General features: G+C 63.0%; 21 protein-coding genes. 1 reads left to right on the top strand and 20 read right to left on the bottom strand.

The window, feature by feature from the left end; translation table 11 throughout:
- Positions 1–38: 38 nt before the first annotated feature.
- From hisS to trmJ, 16 genes are all read right to left on the bottom strand, one after another.
- A complete protein-coding gene (hisS, locus tag LT40_RS03550; protein WP_043186572.1) occupies positions 39–1,328 on the bottom strand; it encodes a histidine--tRNA ligase in 1,290 nt (429 codons plus the stop codon).
- A gap of 22 nt (positions 1,329–1,350) precedes the next feature.
- Entirely contained in the window at positions 1,351–2,460 is a 1,110-nt protein-coding gene (gene ispG, locus LT40_RS03545; RefSeq protein ID WP_043186570.1) for a flavodoxin-dependent (E)-4-hydroxy-3-methylbut-2-enyl-diphosphate synthase, read from the bottom strand.
- 1 nt (position 2,461) lies between these two features.
- On the bottom strand, positions 2,462–3,472 hold the full coding sequence (locus LT40_RS03540) for a RodZ domain-containing protein (protein WP_043186568.1): 1,011 nt from the start codon (positions 3,470–3,472) through the stop codon (positions 2,462–2,464).
- A complete protein-coding gene (pilW, locus tag LT40_RS03535; protein ID WP_043186565.1) occupies positions 3,469–4,224 on the bottom strand; it encodes a type IV pilus biogenesis/stability protein PilW in 756 nt (251 codons plus the stop codon). The genes LT40_RS03540 and pilW overlap by 4 nt, the downstream gene beginning before the upstream one ends.
- A gap of 14 nt (positions 4,225–4,238) precedes the next feature.
- A complete protein-coding gene (rlmN, locus tag LT40_RS03530) occupies positions 4,239–5,387 on the bottom strand; it encodes a dual-specificity RNA methyltransferase RlmN (RefSeq protein ID WP_043186562.1) in 1,149 nt (382 codons plus the stop codon).
- 28 nt (positions 5,388–5,415) lie between these two features.
- Complete coding sequence (ndk, locus tag LT40_RS03525) at positions 5,416–5,841, bottom strand: nucleoside-diphosphate kinase (RefSeq protein WP_043186559.1); 426 nt, start codon at positions 5,839–5,841, stop codon at positions 5,416–5,418.
- Between the two features lie 88 nt (positions 5,842–5,929).
- On the bottom strand, positions 5,930–6,130 hold the full coding sequence (gene iscX, locus LT40_RS03520) for a Fe-S cluster assembly protein IscX (RefSeq protein WP_043186557.1): 201 nt from the start codon (positions 6,128–6,130) through the stop codon (positions 5,930–5,932).
- Positions 6,131–6,143: 13 nt separating this feature from the next.
- The gene (gene fdx, locus LT40_RS03515; protein WP_043186555.1) at positions 6,144–6,485 is read right to left on the bottom strand and encodes an ISC system 2Fe-2S type ferredoxin; all 342 of its coding nucleotides are present in this window, start codon (positions 6,483–6,485) and stop codon (positions 6,144–6,146) included.
- Between the two features lie 3 nt (positions 6,486–6,488).
- Complete coding sequence (gene hscA / locus LT40_RS03510; protein ID WP_043186553.1) at positions 6,489–8,351, bottom strand: Fe-S protein assembly chaperone HscA; 1,863 nt, start codon at positions 8,349–8,351, stop codon at positions 6,489–6,491.
- Positions 8,352–8,397: 46 nt separating this feature from the next.
- Positions 8,398–8,919 carry a co-chaperone HscB gene (gene hscB / locus LT40_RS03505; RefSeq protein ID WP_043186550.1) on the bottom strand — a complete coding sequence of 174 codons (522 nt, stop codon included), beginning with the start codon at positions 8,917–8,919 and terminating at the stop codon, positions 8,398–8,400.
- A 9-nt stretch (positions 8,920–8,928) separates the two neighbouring features.
- Positions 8,929–9,252: an iron-sulfur cluster assembly protein IscA gene (gene iscA, locus LT40_RS03500; RefSeq protein ID WP_043186548.1), complete on the bottom strand. Its 324-nt coding sequence runs from the start codon at positions 9,250–9,252 to the stop codon at positions 8,929–8,931.
- Between the two features lie 90 nt (positions 9,253–9,342).
- Entirely contained in the window at positions 9,343–9,729 is a 387-nt protein-coding gene (gene iscU, locus LT40_RS03495) for a Fe-S cluster assembly scaffold IscU (RefSeq protein ID WP_043186545.1), read from the bottom strand.
- 53 nt (positions 9,730–9,782) lie between these two features.
- Entirely contained in the window at positions 9,783–10,997 is a 1,215-nt protein-coding gene (locus tag LT40_RS03490) for an IscS subfamily cysteine desulfurase (RefSeq protein WP_043186542.1), read from the bottom strand.
- Positions 10,998–11,031: 34 nt separating this feature from the next.
- The gene (iscR, locus tag LT40_RS03485; protein ID WP_043186540.1) at positions 11,032–11,529 is read right to left on the bottom strand and encodes a Fe-S cluster assembly transcriptional regulator IscR; all 498 of its coding nucleotides are present in this window, start codon (positions 11,527–11,529) and stop codon (positions 11,032–11,034) included.
- Positions 11,530–11,829: 300 nt separating this feature from the next.
- Complete coding sequence (cysE, locus tag LT40_RS03480) at positions 11,830–12,609, bottom strand: serine O-acetyltransferase (RefSeq protein ID WP_043186538.1); 780 nt, start codon at positions 12,607–12,609, stop codon at positions 11,830–11,832.
- Entirely contained in the window at positions 12,610–13,362 is a 753-nt protein-coding gene (gene trmJ / locus LT40_RS03475; RefSeq protein ID WP_043186536.1) for a tRNA (cytosine(32)/uridine(32)-2'-O)-methyltransferase TrmJ, read from the bottom strand.
- Between the two features lie 134 nt (positions 13,363–13,496).
- On the opposite strand from trmJ, the gene suhB reads away from it, so the two are divergent.
- The gene (gene suhB / locus LT40_RS03470) at positions 13,497–14,312 is read left to right on the top strand and encodes a type III secretion system regulator SuhB (protein ID WP_043186533.1); all 816 of its coding nucleotides are present in this window, start codon (positions 13,497–13,499) and stop codon (positions 14,310–14,312) included.
- A gap of 70 nt (positions 14,313–14,382) precedes the next feature.
- Here suhB and argE read toward each other — a convergent pair whose 3' ends face one another.
- From argE to LT40_RS03450, 4 genes are read right to left on the bottom strand one after another with little or no spacing between them, the layout of a single operon-like run.
- Positions 14,383–15,537, bottom strand: coding sequence for an acetylornithine deacetylase (gene argE, locus LT40_RS03465; protein ID WP_043186531.1), 1,155 nt, complete (start codon positions 15,535–15,537; stop codon positions 14,383–14,385).
- On the bottom strand, positions 15,534–16,211 hold the full coding sequence (locus tag LT40_RS03460) for a DUF1028 domain-containing protein (protein ID WP_043186529.1): 678 nt from the start codon (positions 16,209–16,211) through the stop codon (positions 15,534–15,536). The genes argE and LT40_RS03460 overlap by 4 nt, the downstream gene beginning before the upstream one ends.
- Positions 16,212–16,224: 13 nt before the next feature.
- A complete protein-coding gene (locus LT40_RS03455) occupies positions 16,225–16,635 on the bottom strand; it encodes a RidA family protein (RefSeq protein ID WP_043186527.1) in 411 nt (136 codons plus the stop codon).
- Between the two features lie 49 nt (positions 16,636–16,684).
- Positions 16,685–17,980 carry a flavin-containing monooxygenase gene (locus tag LT40_RS03450; RefSeq protein ID WP_043186524.1) on the bottom strand — a complete coding sequence of 432 codons (1,296 nt, stop codon included), beginning with the start codon at positions 17,978–17,980 and terminating at the stop codon, positions 16,685–16,687.
- Positions 17,981–18,092 lie beyond the last annotated feature (112 nt).

The following is an 18,092-nucleotide window of genomic DNA, read 5'->3' as shown; positions in this document are numbered from 1 at the left end:
ATGCTCCTATTCACGCAAATGCTTGATGCTTGCTTGATTCAGCCCTGCACAACGCAGGTCGCCAGATGGTCGGCCAATGCCGACCAGGCAATGTTCTGTTGTTCGCCCTGGCCGCGCAGGGGTTTGAAACCTACCACTTGTTGGGCCAGTTCGTCGTCCCCCAGGATAAGGGCGTACAACGCACCGCTCTTGTCAGCCTTCTTGAACTGGCTCTTGAAACTGCCAGCACCGGCGTTGACCATCAGGCGCAGACCTGGCACCTGGTCGCGCAGCCGCTCGGCCAGGGTCAGCCCTGCCAGCTCGGCCTGCTCGCCGAATGCGCAGAGGTAGACATCCACCTGCCGCGAAATGGACTCGGGTACCTGCTCCAGGGTTTCGAGCAGCAGGATCAGACGTTCGATGCCCATGGCAAAACCCACGCCCGGCGTCGGCTTGCCACCCATCTGCTCGACCAGGCCATCATAGCGGCCCCCGGCACAAACGGTACCCTGGGCGCCCAACTTGTCGGTGACCCACTCGAAAACGGTCTTGCTGTAGTAGTCCAGCCCCCGCACCAGCTTGGGATTGATCACGTAGGGAATGCCGGCAGCATCCAGACGCGCCTTCAGGCCTTCGAAATGCACGCGCGATTCGTCGTCCAGATAATCCGCCAGCTTCGGCGCGTTGACCAACACCGCCTGGGTTTCCGGATGCTTGGTATCGAGCACGCGCAAGGGGTTGGTCTTCAGGCGGCGCTGGCTGTCTTCGTCGATCTGGTCCAGGTGCGCGGTGAGAAACTCCACCAGCGCCTCGCGGTAGCGACCACGCGCCTCGCTGGTGCCCAGGCTATTGAGCTCCAGGGTCACCGCGTCGCGGATGCCCAGCAGCTTCCACAGCCGCCAGGTGAGTACGATCAGCTCGGCATCGATGTCGGGGCCGTCGAGGTTGAACACTTCCAGGCCGATCTGGTGAAACTGGCGGTAACGCCCTTTCTGCGGCCGCTCATGGCGAAACATCGGGCCCATGTACCACAGCTTCTGCACTTGGCCACCACCGCTCAAGCCATGCTCGAGCACGGCGCGGACACAGGCCGCGGTGCCTTCGGGACGCAGCGTGAGGGAATCACCGTTGCGATCCTCGAAGGTGTACATCTCCTTTTCGACGATGTCGGTGACCTCGCCGATGGAGCGCTTGAACAGGTCGGTGAACTCGACGATGGGCATGCGGATCTGGCGATAGCCGTAGCCGTCCAGCAGGCTGGCCACAGTGCCCTCGAAGTAGCGCCACAGCGGCGTCTGCTCGGGCAGGATGTCGTTCATACCACGAATGGCTTGCAGAGTCTTGCTCACAAAATATCCTTAGGAATCCCTGTTAGCCGCGGACGATCAACGCCGCGTCGGCTTCGACCTTTTCCGCGGCCTTCTGCCGGATGAGCCGTTCAAGCTCGTCCACCAGATTCTCGTTGGTCAATTTCTGCGACGGCTTGCCGTCGATGTAGATCAGGTTCGGCGTGCCGCCGGTCAGGCCGACGTGCGCTTCCTTGGCCTCGCCCGGGCCGTTGACCACGCAACCGATGACCGCGACGTCCAGCGGCACCAGCAGGTCTTCGAGACGGCCTTCGAGTTCGTTCATGGTCTTGACCACGTCGAAGTTTTGCCGCGAGCAGCTGGGGCAGGCAATGAAGTTGATGCCGCGCGAACGCAGGCGCAACGACTTGAGGATGTCGTAGCCAACCTTGACCTCTTCCACCGGATCGGCCGCCAGGGAAATGCGGATGGTGTCGCCGATGCCGTCGGCCAGCAGCATGCCCAGGCCGACCGCCGACTTCACGGTGCCGGAACGCAGGCCACCGGCTTCGGTGATGCCCAAGTGCAGTGGCTGGATGATCTGCTTGGCCAGCAGGCGATAGGCATCGACGGCCATGAACACGTCGGAGGCCTTCACGCTGACCTTGAAGTCGTGGAAATCCAGGCGTACCAGGTGCTCGACGTGACGCAGCGCGGACTCGACCAGGGCTTCGGGGGTCGGTTCGCCGTACTTCTTCTGCAGGTCCTTTTCCAGGGAGCCTGCGTTGACGCCGATACGGATCGGGATGCCACGATCGCGAGCGGCATCGACCACCGCGCGCACGCGGTCTTCGCGGCCAATGTTGCCGGGGTTGATGCGCAGGCAGTCCACACCCAGTTCGGCCACGCGCAGGGCGATCTTGTAGTCGAAGTGGATATCGGCCACCAGCGGCACGCTGACGCGCTGCTTGATGCGACCGAAGGCCTCGGCGGCGTCCATGTCGGGCACGGACACGCGCACGATGTCGGCGCCGGCATCGACCAGGCGCTGGATCTGCCCAACGGTGGCATCGACATCATTGGTGTCGGTGTTGGTCATGCTCTGCACGGCGATGGGCGCATCGCCCCCAACCGGCACCGAGCCTACCCATATTTTGCGCGATTCGCGGCGCTTGATCGGAGATTCACCGTGCATGTTATTGCCCCAGCTTCATGCGAGCAGTATTGCCCTTGGTAAAGGGTGCGACATCCACCGCTTGACCGTTGTAAGTCACCTGGGCGGCATTGGCCACGCCCAGGCGTATGGAAAGCGGCGGCTTGCCGCTGACCTGAAGGTTTTCGCCACTGCGCTTGAGGCCGCTGTACAGCACCTTGCCGGTGGCATCGGTGACCTGGGTCCAGCAGTCGGCGACGAAGTTCATGCCGACCTGGCCCTGCCCGGCCACGGGTGCTTCGACGGGCGCAGGCGTTGCAACGGGGGCCGGCGCGGCAGGTGTTGTCGCAGTATTAGAAACAGGTGCGGAAACAGGTGCGGGAACAGGTGTGGCAACAGTTGCAGGCGTCTGCGCAACGGCGGCAGGTGACTGCGCCGTCGTGGTCGCCGGTGTACCGGTGGTAGCAGGATCAACCGGGGTCTGGCCCTGACCCAGGCTCAACGAGGTGGGTTCGCCTTCACGCGCGGCCACGACGGCCTGGTCTTCGGGCTCGTCCAGCGGATGGATCTGGGTGGTGCCGTCGGCGCTTTCGACTTCGACGTGCTCCAACGCGACGTTGGTTGGATCGCTGCCACGGGTGGTGGTCTTGTCCTGCCACCACAGGAAGCCGCCGCCGACCAGCGCCAGTACCAGCATCAGGCTGACGATACGCAGCAGGTTGTGGGCCAGGCGCGAGGGTTCTTCTATGCGCCCCAGGCCATGCACGTTGCTGCCCTGCGCGTTGGTGCCGGTGTACTGGTCGAAGGCCTGCACCAGCACGGCCTGGTCCAGACCCAGCAACTTGGCGTAGGCACGGATGTAGCCGCGGGAAAAGGTGTGGCCGGGCAGCTTGTCGAACGCGCCCGCTTCCAGGTTGGCCAGCGAGGTGGGGGTGAGGTTCAGCCGCGCGGCGACCTCAGGCAACGACCACGCTTTACTTTCGCGGGCCTGACGCAAGGTATCGCCGGGGTTTACACGAGAGCCTGCTGCTACTTCGGGATGCGCCGCTTTCATCTTTGCTCCGACAGGTATTGCTGATATTCCGGCGTACCGGGATAAAGCCGTTTGAGTTGCAGGCCATAACTGGCGGCCTTGTTCTTGTCTTCATAGACTTTCGCCAGACGCGTACCAAGCAGCAGGCTGCGCGCGGTGTGCTCGCTCAACTGGGTGAACCGGTCGAAATACTCCTTGGCCGGCACGTAGTGCATGTCCTGGTACGACATTTCGGCCATTTCCAGCAATGCGCGTGGCTGCTGGCGGTTGAGCCGCAGGGCTTTCTCCAGGTTCTGCTGTGCCACCTCGCGCTGCCCCAGGGCAACCGCGGTCATGCCCAGGTTCTCGAAAACCCGCGAGCGCTCCGGATAGAGCGTATCGGCAGCGGCCTTCTCGAACAGTTCGTAAGCTTCCTTGTAGCGTTTTTGCTCGTACAGGAAGCTGCCGTAGTTGTTCAGGATACGGGCATCGCTGCGTGCGTTCAAAGCCTTGCGAAAGTGCTGCTCGGCAAGCTCGGGTTCCATTTCCGCCTGGAACACCAACGCCAACGCCGCGTTGGCATCGGCGTCGGAGCTGTTGAGCTCCAGGGCCTTCTTCAGGGGAATCTTCGCCCGTTCGGTGCTGCCTTCCTGCAAGTAGCCCAGACCCAGTTGCACATATGCCTGACGCGCCTCGTCCCGACCCTTGCTGGTGTCCATCGGGTTGACCTTGCCCGTGGTGACGCAGCCGGTCAGCAAGGCGAAGACGATCAGCAGCGCGGCGCGCAGGGTCATGGGGTTCCTCTCGTTCAGTTCCGATTCGCGGCAGTTTGCGGCATATCGGCCTCAGCGCCTAATTGGCGTACGGCGATGTAGCGTTCACTGCGACGCGTGCGGTCCATCACCTGGCCGACCAACTGACCACAGGCGGCGTCGATGTCCTCGCCACGGGTGGTGCGCACGGTCACGTTGAAACCGGCCTGGTGCAGGTGATCCTGGAAACGGCGGATGGCATTGTTGCTCGGGCGCTCGTAACCGGAATGCGGGAACGGGTTGAACGGGATCAGGTTGATCTTGCACGGCACGTTCTTGAGCAGCTCGACCATTTCGACCGCATGGTCGAGCTGGTCGTTGACGTCCTTGAGCAAGGTGTACTCGATGGTCAGCACACGCTTTTCGCCCAGTTGCGACATGTAGCGCTGGCACGACTCGAGCAGCATCTTGAGCGGGTACTTCTTGTTGATCGGCACCAGCTGGTTGCGCAGTGCGTCGTTGGGCGCATGCAGCGACAGGGCCAGGGAGACGTCGATGTGATCGGCGAGCACGTCGATCATCGGCACGACGCCGGAGGTGGACAGGGTGACCCGGCGTTTGGAGATGCCATAGCCCAGGTCATCCATCATCAGGCGCATGGCCGCGATGACGTTGTCGAAGTTCAGCAGCGGCTCGCCCATGCCCATCATCACCACGTTGGTGATGGCACGGTCGACGGTCGCCGGGACGCTGCCGAAGGATTTGTTGGCAATCCACACCTGGCCGATGACTTCGGCGGCGGTAAGGTTGCTGTTGAAGCCTTGTTTGCCGGTGGAGCAGAAACTGCAATCCAGGGCACAGCCCGCCTGGGACGAAACACACAAGGTGCCGCGCTTGCCCTGGGGGATGTAGACGGTTTCGACGCAGCTGCCGGACGCCACGCGCACCACCCATTTGCGGGTGCCGTCGGTGGAGATGTCCTCGCTGACCACTTCGGGGCCGCGGATCTCGGCGCAGGCCTTGAGCTTTTCGCGCAGGGCCTTGCCGACGTTGGTCATGGCATCGAAATCGTCCACGCCAAAATGGTGAATCCACTTCATGACCTGACCGGCACGAAAGCGCTTCTCCCCGATCGAGTCGAAGAACTGTTCCATTTCCGGTTGGGTCAACCCCAACAGGTTCGTCTTGCCAGTCATATCAGTCATGGATTCACCTTCACTCGTGAGCCGTAGCTTAGCGAGTGGTTACTTCGGTAGTAGCGAAGAAGTATGCGATTTCGCGAGCAGCAGCGGCTTCGGAGTCCGAACCGTGAACGGCGTTGGCGTCGATCGACTCGGCGAAGTCGGCGCGGATGGTACCGGCAGCGGCTTCTTTAGGGTTGGTGGCGCCCATCAGCTCGCGGTTCAGAGCGATGGCGTTTTCGCCTTCCAGAACCTGAACGACAACCGGGCCGGAAGTCATGAAAGCAACCAGTTCACCGAAGAAGCCACGAGCGCTGTGCTCGGCGTAGAAGCCTTCGGCCTCGGCCTTGGACAGTTGCTTGAGTTTCGAGGCAACGACGCGCAGGCCGGCCTTTTCGAAACGAGTGGTGATCTCGCCGATGACGTTCTTGGCAACAGCGTCGGGCTTGATGATGGAGAAGGTACGTTGAACAGCCATGTGAAACTCCAGAAACGGTGATTGAAGCGAAAAATTAAACCCGCGAATTATACGCGGGTTCCGGGGTATTGCCTAACCTGCAAATCGATCAGCCCTTTTCGGCGGCCCAGAGGGTCTGCACCGCTTCCAGGACCTTCTCGCCGACGCGACCGGAGGTGTCGTCGAAATCCGGCAGCTGCTTGATCATCTGCTGCAGGCGAGTGAAGCCGATCGAGTACGGATCGAGTTCCGGGTGCTGTTCTTCCAGCTCCTCGGCGATACGCTGTACGTCATTCCAACCATAGTTCATGACAATCCCTCGGTCAGTGCGGCGCTTCGGCGGCGTGATTGAGCGAGTACTTGGGGATCTCGACGGTGATGTCCTCGGTGCCGACCTTGGCCTGGCAGCTCAGGCGCGAAGTCGGCTCCAGCCCCCAGGCGCGATCGAGGAAGTCCTCTTCCAGCTCGTCGGCTTCTTCCAGCGTGTTGAAACCGGCGCGGATCACGCAATGGCAGGTGGTGCAGGCGCACACGCCGCCGCAGGCACTCTCGATCTCGATGTGATGATCGTGAGCGACGTCGAGCAGCGACCTGCCGGTTTCAGCCTCGACCACCATACCGTCCGGGCAATGCTCGGCGTGGGGCAGAAATGTCACCTTCGGCATCAGTTATTCCTCAATTTCATTCAGGTTGCGCCCTGACAGGGCGTCTTTCACGGCATTGTTCATGCGACGCGCGGCGAACGCATCGGTCACCTGCGACAGCAGCTTGGTCTGCTGTTCGATGGCCGGACCGTCATTGCCTTTGACCAGCGCGCGCAACTCGTCCATCTGCAGGCCGATCACCATGCGCTCCTCGTCGTCGAGCAGGCGCTCGCCGTCGGCGTCCAGGGCAGCCTGCACGGCCTCGAGCAAGCGCTCGCCATCGACCTGATGTTCACGCAGCTGGCGAGCGACCTTGTCGTCACCGGCGTACTGGAAGGAATCGGTGAGCATCCGGGCGATCTCGCCGTCCGTCAGGCCGTAGGACGGCTTGACCTGAATGCTCGCTTCCACACCCGAACCCAGCTCGCGCGCGGACACGCTGAGCAGGCCATCGGCGTCGACCTGGAACGTCACGCGGATCTTCGCCGCGCCAGCCACCATGGCAGGAATGCCGCGCAGCTCGAAGCGGGCCAGGGAACGGCAGTCGCTGATCAGTTCGCGCTCACCCTGCAGCACATGCACCAGCAGGGCCGACTGGCCGTCTTTATACGTGGTGAAATCCTGGGCGCGGGCGACGGGAATGGTGGTATTGCGCGGAATCACCTTCTCCATCAGCCCGCCCATGGTTTCCAGACCCAGGGACAGGGGAATGACGTCCAGCAGCAACAGTTCACCGCCGTCACGTTTGTTGCCGGCCAGGGTATCGGCCTGGATGGCGGCACCGATGGCCACAACCTGGTCGGGGTCGATATCGGTCAGGGGCTGGCGCCCGAACAGCTCGCCCACCGCTTCACGCACACGAGGAACGCGAGTGGAACCGCCAACCATGACCACGGCGAGAATCTCGTCGATCTCGATGTTCGCGTCACGCACGGCGCGCCGGCACGCCTTGAGGCTGCGCGCGACCATGGGTTCGATCAGGGCCTGGAAAGCATCACGGGTGAGTTCCGCGCTCCAGCTGCCGTAGGTGATGGTGGTGCTGTGCGCCTGGCTCAACGCTTCCTTGGCAGCGCAGGCCGCCTGGAGCAATTGGCGCTGCGCACCAGGGTCGAGGTTGGCGGATACACCGGCCTGCTCGACGATCCAACCGGCGATAGCATGGTCAAAGTCATCGCCGCCCAGCGCGCTGTCGCCGCCGGTGGCCAGCACTTCGAACACACCGCCGGTGAGGCGCAGGATGGAAATGTCGAACGTCCCGCCGCCCAGGTCGTAGATCGCCACCAGCCCTTCGGCGTGTTGATCCAGGCCATAGGCCACGGCAGCAGCCGTCGGCTCGTTGAGCAGACGCAAGACGTTCAGACCGGCCAGACGCGCAGCATCCTTGGTGGCCTGGCGCTGGGCGTCGTCGAAGTAGGCCGGCACGGTGATCACCGCCCCCACCAGTTCGCCACCCAGGGTGTCTTCGGCACGCTGACGCAGGGCCTTGAGGATGTCGGCGGAGACTTCCACCGGGCTCTTCGGGCCTTGCGCGGTTTCGATGAACGGCATGTGCGACTCGCCGCCGACGAAGCGATAGGGCAATTGTTCGCCCAGTTGCTTGACGTCAGCCAGGCCGCGGCCCATCAGGCGCTTGACCGAAAGCACGGTATTGAGCGGATCGCTGGCGGCGGCAGCCTTGGCAGCCGCCCCCACTTCGATGCGGTCGGCGTGATAGCGCACGGCAGACGGCAGAATGACCTGCCCGTCTGCGTCCGCCAGGGGTTCGGAGAGACCGCTGCGCAGCGCAGCGACCAGCGAATTGGTAGTGCCCAGGTCGATCCCCACGGCCAGACGGCGCTGGTGTGGTTGAGGACTCTGGCCAGGTTCGGCGATCTGCAGTAGGGCCATGCTTATCAGGTCAGGAATTCAGGCGTGTGGCCGTAGCGACACTGGGTTAATCGTCGAGGCGCTCTTCGAGCTGGCGCACTTCATAGGAGAGCTTGTCGAGAAACTGCATGCGCCGCATCAGACGTTCGGCCTGTTCGCGTTGCGCCGCGTCATCCCAACAGGCAGCGAAGCTGTCTTCGAGTTCAGCCTGCGCGGTCTTGACCCTGCGCTTGAACGCTGCCACGCCCGGCAGGTCGGCACTGTCCTGCAGGTCTTCGAGCTCTTCGCGCCACTGCATCTGCTGCAGAAGAAAGTCCGGGTCGTGGACCGTGACTTCCTGCGGTACTTCCTGGCCACTGATGGACAGCAAATAGCGCGCACGCTTGGGCGCGGCCTTCAAGGTCTGGTAGGCATCGTTCAAGCCAGCAGACTTTTCGAGGGCCTGGCGCTGCTCGCGCTCGGAGGCGTCGGCAAAGCGGTCAGGATGGACCTCGCGGGCCAGCTCGCGATAGCGTGTGGCCAGTTGATCGAGGTCCAGGCGAAAGCCGGGCTTGAGGTCGAACAGGGCGAAATGACAAGGAGTACCCACGGATCAGCCTCAGATATTGAAGCTTTCGCCGCAGCCACATTCGCCGCGCACGTTGGGGTTGTTGAACTTGAAGCCTTCGTTCAATCCTTCCTTGACGAAATCGAGTTCGGTACCGTCCAGGTAGACCAGGCTCTTGGGATCGATGATCACCTTGACGCCATGATTCTCGAAGACCTTGTCTTCGCTACCGGCTTCATCGACGAACTCCAGCACATAGGCCAGGCCCGAGCAACCGGTGGTGCGTACGCCCAAGCGAATGCCGTCACCCTTGCCGCGCCCTGTCAGGGAACGGCGAACGTGGTTGGCGGCGGCTTCTGTCATGCTGATGGCCATCGTGACTCCTTACCTGCAAACGGTTTAGCGCGAGCGGTCACCCGCGCCGCGCTGTGTCGAACCTGAGACTGTGTCCAGCTTCGCTCTGACTCAGAGCAGACCTTTCTTCTGCTTGTAGTCGCGCACGGCCGCCTTGATGGCGTCCTCGGCGAGTACCGAGCAGTGGATCTTAACCGGCGGCAATGCCAGTTCTTCAGCCAGCTGGGTATTCTTGATGGTCTCGGCTTCGTCCAGGGTCTTGCCCTTCATCCACTCGGTGGCGAGGGAGCTGGAAGCGATGGCCGAACCGCAACCGTAGGTCTTGAACTTGGCATCTTCGATGATGCCCTGCTCGTTGACACGGATCTGCAGACGCATCACATCGCCGCACGCCGGAGCGCCGACCATGCCGGTGCCGACGTCGGCATCTTCGGCGTCCATCTTGCCCACGTTACGTGGGTTTTCGTAGTGGTCGATGACCTTTTCACTGTAAGCCATGGTATTGATCCTTACTGAAACTCATCAGGTAAGCCGCTCTTGTCGGCAGCTACTTAGTGCGCCGCCCACTCGATCTTCGAGATATCGACACCGTCTTTGTACATGTCCCACAGCGGCGACAGAGCGCGCAGCTTGGTGACGGCCTCGCAGACTTTCTGCGCGGCGTAATCGACTTCTTCCTCGGTGGTGAAACGACCGAAGGTGAAACGGATGGAGCTGTGCGCCAACTCGTCGTTGCGGCCCAGGGCGCGCAGTACGTACGAAGGCTCGAGCGAGGCCGAGGTGCACGCGGAACCGGAAGAAACTGCCAGGTCCTTGAGGGCCATGATCAGCGACTCGCCTTCGACATAGTTGAAGGACAGGTTCAAGTTATGCGGTACACGGGCGGTCAGGCTGCCGTTGACGTACAGCTCTTCGAGGTTTTCGACCTGCTGGTAGAAGCGATCGCTCAGGGCCTTGATGCGGGCGTTTTCGCTCGCCATGGTTTCCTTGGCGATACGGAAGGCTTCACCCATGCCGACGATCTGGTGCGTGGCCAGGGTGCCCGAACGCATGCCGCGCTCGTGACCGCCACCATGCATGGCCGCTTCGAGGCGAACACGCGGCTTGCGGCTGACGTACAACGCGCCGATGCCCTTGGGACCGTAGGTCTTGTGCGCCGAGAACGACATCAGGTCGACCTTCAATGCCGACAGATCGATCTCGACCTTGCCGGTGGACTGGGCCGCATCGACGTGGAACAGCACGCCGCGCGAACGAGTCAGCTCGCCGATGGCAGCGATGTCGTTGATCACACCGATTTCGTTGTTCACGTGGATGACCGAGACCAGGATCGTGTCTTCGCGCATGGCGGCTTCGATCATGGCCGGGGTGACCAGGCCATCGGTGCCAGGCTCGAGATAAGTGACGTCGAAACCTTCACGCTCGAGCTGGCGAGTGGTATCCAGGACCGCTTTGTGCTCGATCTTGGTGGTGATGATGTGCTTGCCTTTGGTCTGGTAGAAGTGCGCCACACCTTTGATCGCCAGGTTGTCGGACTCGGTGGCACCGCTGGTCCAGACGATCTCGCGCGGGTCGGCACCGACCAGGTCGGCCACTTGGCGACGGGCATTTTCGACGGCTTCTTCAGCCTTCCAGCCGAACACGTGCGAACGGGAAGCCGGGTTACCGAAGTTCCCGTCCATCTGCAGGCATTCGATCATCTTCTGTGCAACGCGTGGATCCACTGGCGTGGTCGCGGAGTAATCGAGGTAAATCGGCAACTTCATTGGAATCTCCTATCAGGCGGCTAACCTGGCTTTCTCATTCGACGGCAGACGTTTCGATCTTGTCCAGGCGCTGCGTGCGACCGTTGCCATTGCAACGGCGCAGGTCCTGGCGCTGAGCGACTTCTTGCACCTCACGGCGAGTGACAAGGTCGGACAGACTGATACCGCTCAAAAATTCGTGGATCTGCTGGCTGAGGTCGCACCACAGGTGGTGGGTCAGGCAGGTGTCTCCGGCGTGGCAATCACCCAGGCCCTGGCACTTGGTGGCATCGACCGATTCGTTGACCGCATCGATGACCTGTGCAACCTGGATGCCTTCCATTTCGCGGGACAGCTGATAACCACCGCCGGGGCCGCGCACGCTGGACACCAGGTTGCCCCGGCGCAGCTTGGCGAACAGTTGCTCCAGGTAAGACAGGGAAATGCCCTGGCGCTCGGAGATGTCGGCCAATGAGACCGGGCCACGCTGCGCGTGCAATGCCAGGTCGAGCATGGCAGTGACGGCGTATCGGCCTTTCGTTGTCAGTCGCATGGCTAGTACCACGGGTTCTCGGAATAGGTTCGATCATCCTATTTCCGAGTAAATTTGTCAACTATAAGTCCTACTGAATTACTAGGACTTGAGTGCAAAAACGGCGGCGCAATGGTAGCAGACTAATGATGCTCAAGGGGAGAAGACACCACATCCATAACCCCGTGGGAGCGGTCATCGGCCGCGAAGAACGCGCTGCGGAGTGTCTGCTGGATCGCGGCGCCTGATTCGCGGCCACGGACCGCTCCTACAGAGAGCCGCGCACTGCGTAGGAGCGGTCATCGGCCGCGAAGTAGCGACTCAGGACTGCGCCTTGCGCTCCGCGCCTTGCACGCACTCGAAGTCCTCGTCGCGCAGCGGCGGCAGGTCCTTGGCACGGTAGTCGCTGCCCAGCTGGTTCAACGCGCCACACATCCCTTCCAGGCGCCCGTCCACCGCATGCAGGTGATCGAGCAGCTGGCCAATGGCCCGCGCCACGGGGTCCGGCATGTCCTCGCCACCGACGCCGTAGGCATCGAAGCCGATCTTTTCGGCCATGGCCTTGCGTCGCGCGTCCAGCTGGTCATCGCTTTTGACGATGATCTTGCCGGGTATCCCGACCACGGTCGCACCAGGCGGCACCTCTTTTGTCACCACCGCATTGGAGCCAACCTTGGCTCCGGCACCCACCGTGAATGGCCCGAGCACCTTGGCGCCCGCCCCCACCACCACGCCATCGGCCAGGGTTGGGTGGCGCTTGCCCTTGTTCCAACTGGTGCCGCCCAAGGTCACGCCTTGATAGATCGTCACGTCGTCACCGATCTCGGCCGTCTCGCCGATCACGATCCCCATGCCGTGGTCGATGAAGAACCGCCGGCCTACGGTAGCGCCGGGGTGAATCTCGATGCCGGTCATCCAGCGGCCGAAGTTGGACACGACGCGCGCCAGCCACTTCAGCTCGCGCTTCCACAAGGCGTGGGCGGCCCGATGCAGCCAGATGGCATGCATGCCCGGGTAGCAGGTCAGCACCTCGAACGCATTGCGCGCAGCCGGATCGCGATGAAAAACACTCTGGATATCTTCCCGCAGACGTTCGAACATTTATTGATCCTTGCGCTTATGCGGCTCGCCCCGAGCGACCTTCTGGGTCTCGGTGAGAATGCCGCGCAAAATACTCATTTCCGACTTGTTCACCGCGCTGCGGCCGAACAGCCGACGCAGGCGAGCCATCAGGTGCCGCGGCTTTTCCGGGTCGAGAAAGGCGATGTCGACCAGGGTGTCTTGCAGATGGCCATAGAAGCGCTCCATCTCGTCGCTGGTGGCCAGCTCTTCGGCCTTCTCCATTGCGGCAGCCGGGCGTTTGCCCGCCAGCCAGGCCATGCGCACTTCATACCCGAGCACCTGCACCGCCGCCGCCAGGTTCAGGGAGCTGAAATCCGGATTGGACGGGATGTGCACGTGGAAATGACAGCGCTGCAGCTCATCGTTGGTCAAGCCCGCGTGCTCGCGGCCGAACACCAGCGCGATCTGCTTGCCCTGCCCGGCCTCTTCGATGACTTTTTCGCCACACTCGCGAGGATCCACCAGGGGCCACGGCAGGCTGCGGTCGCGGGCACTGGTGCCCAGCACTACGGTGCAGCCCACCAGCGCCTCCTCCAGAGAGGCGACCACCTGGGCGTTTTCCAGCACGTCGCTGGCGCCCGAGGCACGTGCGTCGGCCTCGGGCGACGGGAACTCGCGGGGCTCGACCAGCACCAGCCGCGACAACCCCATGTTTTTCATGGCGCGCGCCGCGCCACCGATGTTGCCGGGATGGCTGGTATTGACCAGGACGACTCGGATGTTATCCAGCACGGCTAGGGCTCTGTGTCGGGGAAAGGGCGGCAAATATTACAGAAGGCCTATAACTAAGGCTATGTCCCTCTTCTTGTCCACGACTTTTCTGCTAGAATGCGCGGCTTTCTTTAACGACCTTAGGTGAAACGTCCATGCAGCCCATGCTGAATATCGCGCTGCGCGCCGCCCGCAGCGCCAGTGAATTGATCTTCCGCTCCATCGAGCGCTTGGACACCATCAAGGTCGACGAGAAAGAGGCCAAGGACTACGTGTCCGAAATCGATCGCGCCGCTGAACAGACAATCATCGACGCCCTGCGCAGGGCCCACCCGACCCACGGCATCCGTGGCGAAGAGACCGGCTTCCACCCCGGCAGCGGCGAAGGCCAAGATTACCTGTGGATCATCGACCCACTGGACGGCACCACCAACTTCCTGCGCGGCGTGCCGCACTTCGCCGTCAGCATCGCCTGCAAATACCGTGGTCGCCTGGAACACGCCGTGGTGCTCGATCCGGTCCGCCAGGAAGAATTCACCGCCAGCCGTGGCCGTGGCGCCCAGCTCAATGGACGCCGCCTGCGCGTCAGCGGTCGCACCAGCCTGAACGGCGCCCTGCTGGGCACTGGCTTCCCGTTCCGCGACAACCAGACGGACAACCTGGACAACTACCTGGGCATGTTCCGCAGCCTGGTCGGCCAGACCGCCGGCATTCGCCGCGCCGGTTCCGCCAGCCTGGACCTGGCCTACGTTGCCGCCGGCCGCTTCGATGCATTCTGGGAGTCGGGCCTGTCGGAGTGGGACATGGCCGCAGGCGTGCTGTTGATCCAGGAAGCAGGTGGTCTGGTGAGCGATTTCACCGGCGGTCACAACTTCCTTGAAAACGGCCACATCGTTGCCGGCAACACCAAGTGCTTCAAGGCAGTGCTGACTGCAATCCAGCCGCACTTGCCAGCCTCGCTCAAGCGCTAAGCCTTGCTGCGACAAGAAAGCACCCTACGGGGTGCTTTTTTTATGGGCACGATTCAAGCGCCCGTTCTGCTTAGCCTTCGCAGGCGAAAGCCAGTATCCGTCCCAGCATTTCGTCGCATCCGGCCAACTGCGCGACGCTGACGAACTCATCGGGCTTGTGCCCTTGGGCCATGCTGCCGGGTCCGCACACCACAGTGGCGATGCCCGCCTGGTCGAACAGCCCGCCTTCGGTACCGAAGGCCACCGTGGAAAACGCCTGCGAACCGCTGAACCGCGCGATCAAGCGGGCAGCCTCGCTGGCATGGCTCACGTCCAGGCCCGGATAGCTGGACAGCTCGCTGAACCGAATCGCACTCTGCCCACTGATCGCCTGCATTGCTGGCAGCAGCGTGTGCTCGGCGTAGCGTTGCAGGGCCTGGGTCAACTGTCGCGGATCTTCGGCAGGCAGCGAGCGCACCTCGAAATCGAAACGGCAGTGCTGGGGGACGATGTTGAGCGCGGTACCGCCAGCGATCACTCCCACCTGCACCGTGGAAAACGGTGGATCGAAGCGCTCGTTGCGGGCAGTCGGTGCCTGCAGCGCGTCGCCCAGCCGGCCCAGTTCGGCAATCAGCCGGGCGGCGTATTCGATGGCATTGACCCCGCTCGGCGCATGGGCCGAATGGCAGGCCAGGCCCTGTACCTCGCAGCGCATGGCCAGTTTGCCCTTGTGCCCGAGCACCGGCGCCAGCTCGGTGGGCTCGCCGATCACGCACAACATCGGCTGCACCGGCTGACGCTGCAAGGCTTCGATCAGCGAACGCACGCCCAGGCAACCGACTTCTTCATCGTAGGACAAAGCAATGTGCACGGGCCGACGCAGGGGCGCCTGCACCAAAGCGGGCACCTGCGCCAGCACGCAGGCAATGTAGCCTTTCATGTCGGCCGTGCCGCGGCCATACAGCCGGCCGTCCGCTTCGCTCAACTGAAAGGGTGGATACGTCCAGGCCTGACCGTCCACCGGCACCACGTCGGTATGCCCCGACAGAACGATGCCCGGTACATCGGCCGGGCCGATGCTGGCGAACAGATTGGCCTTACTGCCATCCTCGTTGTAGATCAGCTCGCTGCTCACACCGTGCCCGACCAGGTAGTCTCGAACGAACTCGATCAGGGCAAGGTTGGATTCGCGGCTGGTGGTGTCGAAGGCCACCAAGTGCGCCAGCAGCTCACGGCTGGCGCTCATCGCGCGTCTCCGGGCACGCCATAGCCCGGTGCCACCGCCGGATTCAGGGCACGGTCGATGTAGTCCTGCAGCTGTGGTCGATAGGCCTGCCACAAACTCTGCAGCTCGCCCAAAGGGTCATGCTCGGCCCAGTCAACGCGCAGATCGACAATGGGCCACGGCAGCTCGCCCACCACCTTCAGCGCCGCCGAATGCACCGGTCCGGCTTCGCCGCCCGCGGCCAGGCCGGCGAGCATGGCGTGCAGCAGACGCTCGGCGAGGTGCCCGGAGGCGTTTTCGAACGCCTCGACCACGGCGTCGACCACCGCAGTGCCGGCCAGCATGTTGCCGGCGGCCACGCACTGCTCACCGCTGCGCGCGTGATGAATACCCAAGGTCTGGCTGCCACTGGCGTAGGCGCTGCGGCCTTGCGCATCGATGGCGATGATCTGGCGATACGCACCGAAGCCGTCGCGGTCCAACACCTGTTGCAACGCCTGGTCAGGCGACACCTGTTGTTCCAGTTGCGCCAGCGCCTGCGGACCGAGGGCTGGCAGGGTGATGTTCTGCGACGACACCGCGCCCACACCGGCCAAAAGCCACGGGCAGCGAGCACCCACGGCGATGCTCGACGAACTGATGGCGATGCCCAACTGGCCGGTTTCGGCGCAGCGTGCTGCGATGGAAAAGGTCATGGCAGAGAACTCCTCAGTCAGGAATGACGGCGATCACGTCGATTTCCATCAGCCACTGCGGCTGGCCTAGGGCCGAGACCACCAGCCCCGTGGAGATCGGAAAGACACCTTTGAGCCAACGACCAACGACGTGATAGACCGGCTCGCGATAACGCGGATCGATGATGTAGGTGGTGGTCTTGACGATGTGCGACAGGTCACTGCCTGCCTCTTCCAGCAACTGCTCGACGTTTTTCATGGCCTGCTCGGCCTGCGCCGCAGGGTCGCCCAGGCCGACCAGGTTGCCGTCAAAGTCGGTGCCCACCTGACCGCGCACGTAAACAGTATTGCCGGCGCGGACGGCCTGGCACAAATCATTGTCCAGGCTTTGGTTGGGGTAGGTGTCCTTGGTGTTGAACATGCGGATGCGGGTATGAGTGACCATGAACGAGGCTCCTTGGCGTGCGCGTCGAGGTGACGCGACACAGTGATGATCAAGCGTTGGCGCGCAACGGCGCGGGTGTCTGGGCAGCGCTTCGGGACTCGTCATAGGCGCGGTACTTGCGCTGCGTGGCGATCTGATCGGCGACATGCTTGGCGTCGTGCCAAACGCCCCAGATAAAGGCCGACCCGCGCCGCGACAGCCAGGGCAGGCCGACGAAGTAGACGCCCTGCTCGCTGCTCACACCGCGCTGATGGCGTGGCTTGCCATTGGCGTGGAAGGCGTCGACCTGCAGCCAGCTGTAGTCCTGCGAATAGCCAGTGGCCCAGATGATCGTGGACACCCCCGCCTCGGTCAGGTCCAGCGTCTGCAGCGGTTGGGCAATGCACGCCGCGTTGGCCACGCGCTCGCGGGCAGTCGGCTCCAGGGGCAGGTCCAGGCCGTTGCGCTCGGCGTAGGCATCGGCAGCATCGAGCAGTGCCAGGTAGTTCTCGTCGCCCCGGTCCAGATTCTCGTTCAGATCCTGGGCGAAGCTGACCTTGCCGTCGGCAAAGCGCTCGGTCAGACCCACCAGCACCATGCCCGCCTGAGCCAGTCGCCGGAAGTCCACGGTGTGCCCGCCGCGGGCACCGCTGACGGCGATGGTGACGTGCTCCCGACCCGCCTGCACCGTTTCGCTGTCCCACAGCCCGAGTACCCCCAGCCACCAGCAGAAGTCGCGCCCACGGTAGGCGCGCGGCGGCCGATCGTGGGGACCCACCGAAAGGTAGACCTTACGCCCGGCACGCAGCAGCTCCTCGGCGATCTGCACCCCGGAGGAACCGGCACCGACCACCAGCACCGCGCCTTCGGGCAATTGTTCAGGATTGAAATAGTGCGCCGAGTGAATCTGGTGGAGGGTCGAATCCGTGGGCGCGATGGCCGGGATCACCGGCTTCTGAAACGGCCCGGTGGCCGATACCAAGTGGTTGACGCAATAGATGCCATCGCTGGTTTCCACGGTAAAGCCGGCACGGCCCACATTGCGCGTGACCCGCTTGACCTCGACCCCGGTCTTGATCGGCGCATCGAACTTGCGGGCATAGGCCTCGAAATAATCGGCCACCTGCTCCTTGCCGGCAAAACCATCGGGATCCATGTCGAATTCCAGACCCGGGAACCGATCGTGCCAGGCCGGGCCGTTGGCCACCAGCGAGTCCCAGCGGCCCGAGCGCCAGGCTTCGGCGATACGATGCCGCTCCAGCACCAGATGAGGGATACCCAGACGGCTCAGGTGCTCGCTCATGGCCACGCCGGCCTGGCCGGCGCCTACGACTAGGGTGTCTATTTCGGTGATCTGTTGGTTCATCTTGGCATCCTTCGACAGGCCGTCGGTGGCCAGTCGCTGTCTTCATGAAAATTCGAAAGCCGGGCGCACGGCGTCCTGCGGCACCCGCGAGGCTGTGTGCAAAGCTTCAATC

Source organism: Pseudomonas rhizosphaerae (genome assembly GCF_000761155.1).
GTDB lineage: Bacteria > Pseudomonadota > Gammaproteobacteria > Pseudomonadales > Pseudomonadaceae > Aquipseudomonas > Aquipseudomonas rhizosphaerae.
The sequence above is the reverse complement of the archived record's forward strand: the minus strand, read 5'-3'. Positions and strand labels throughout refer to the sequence as shown.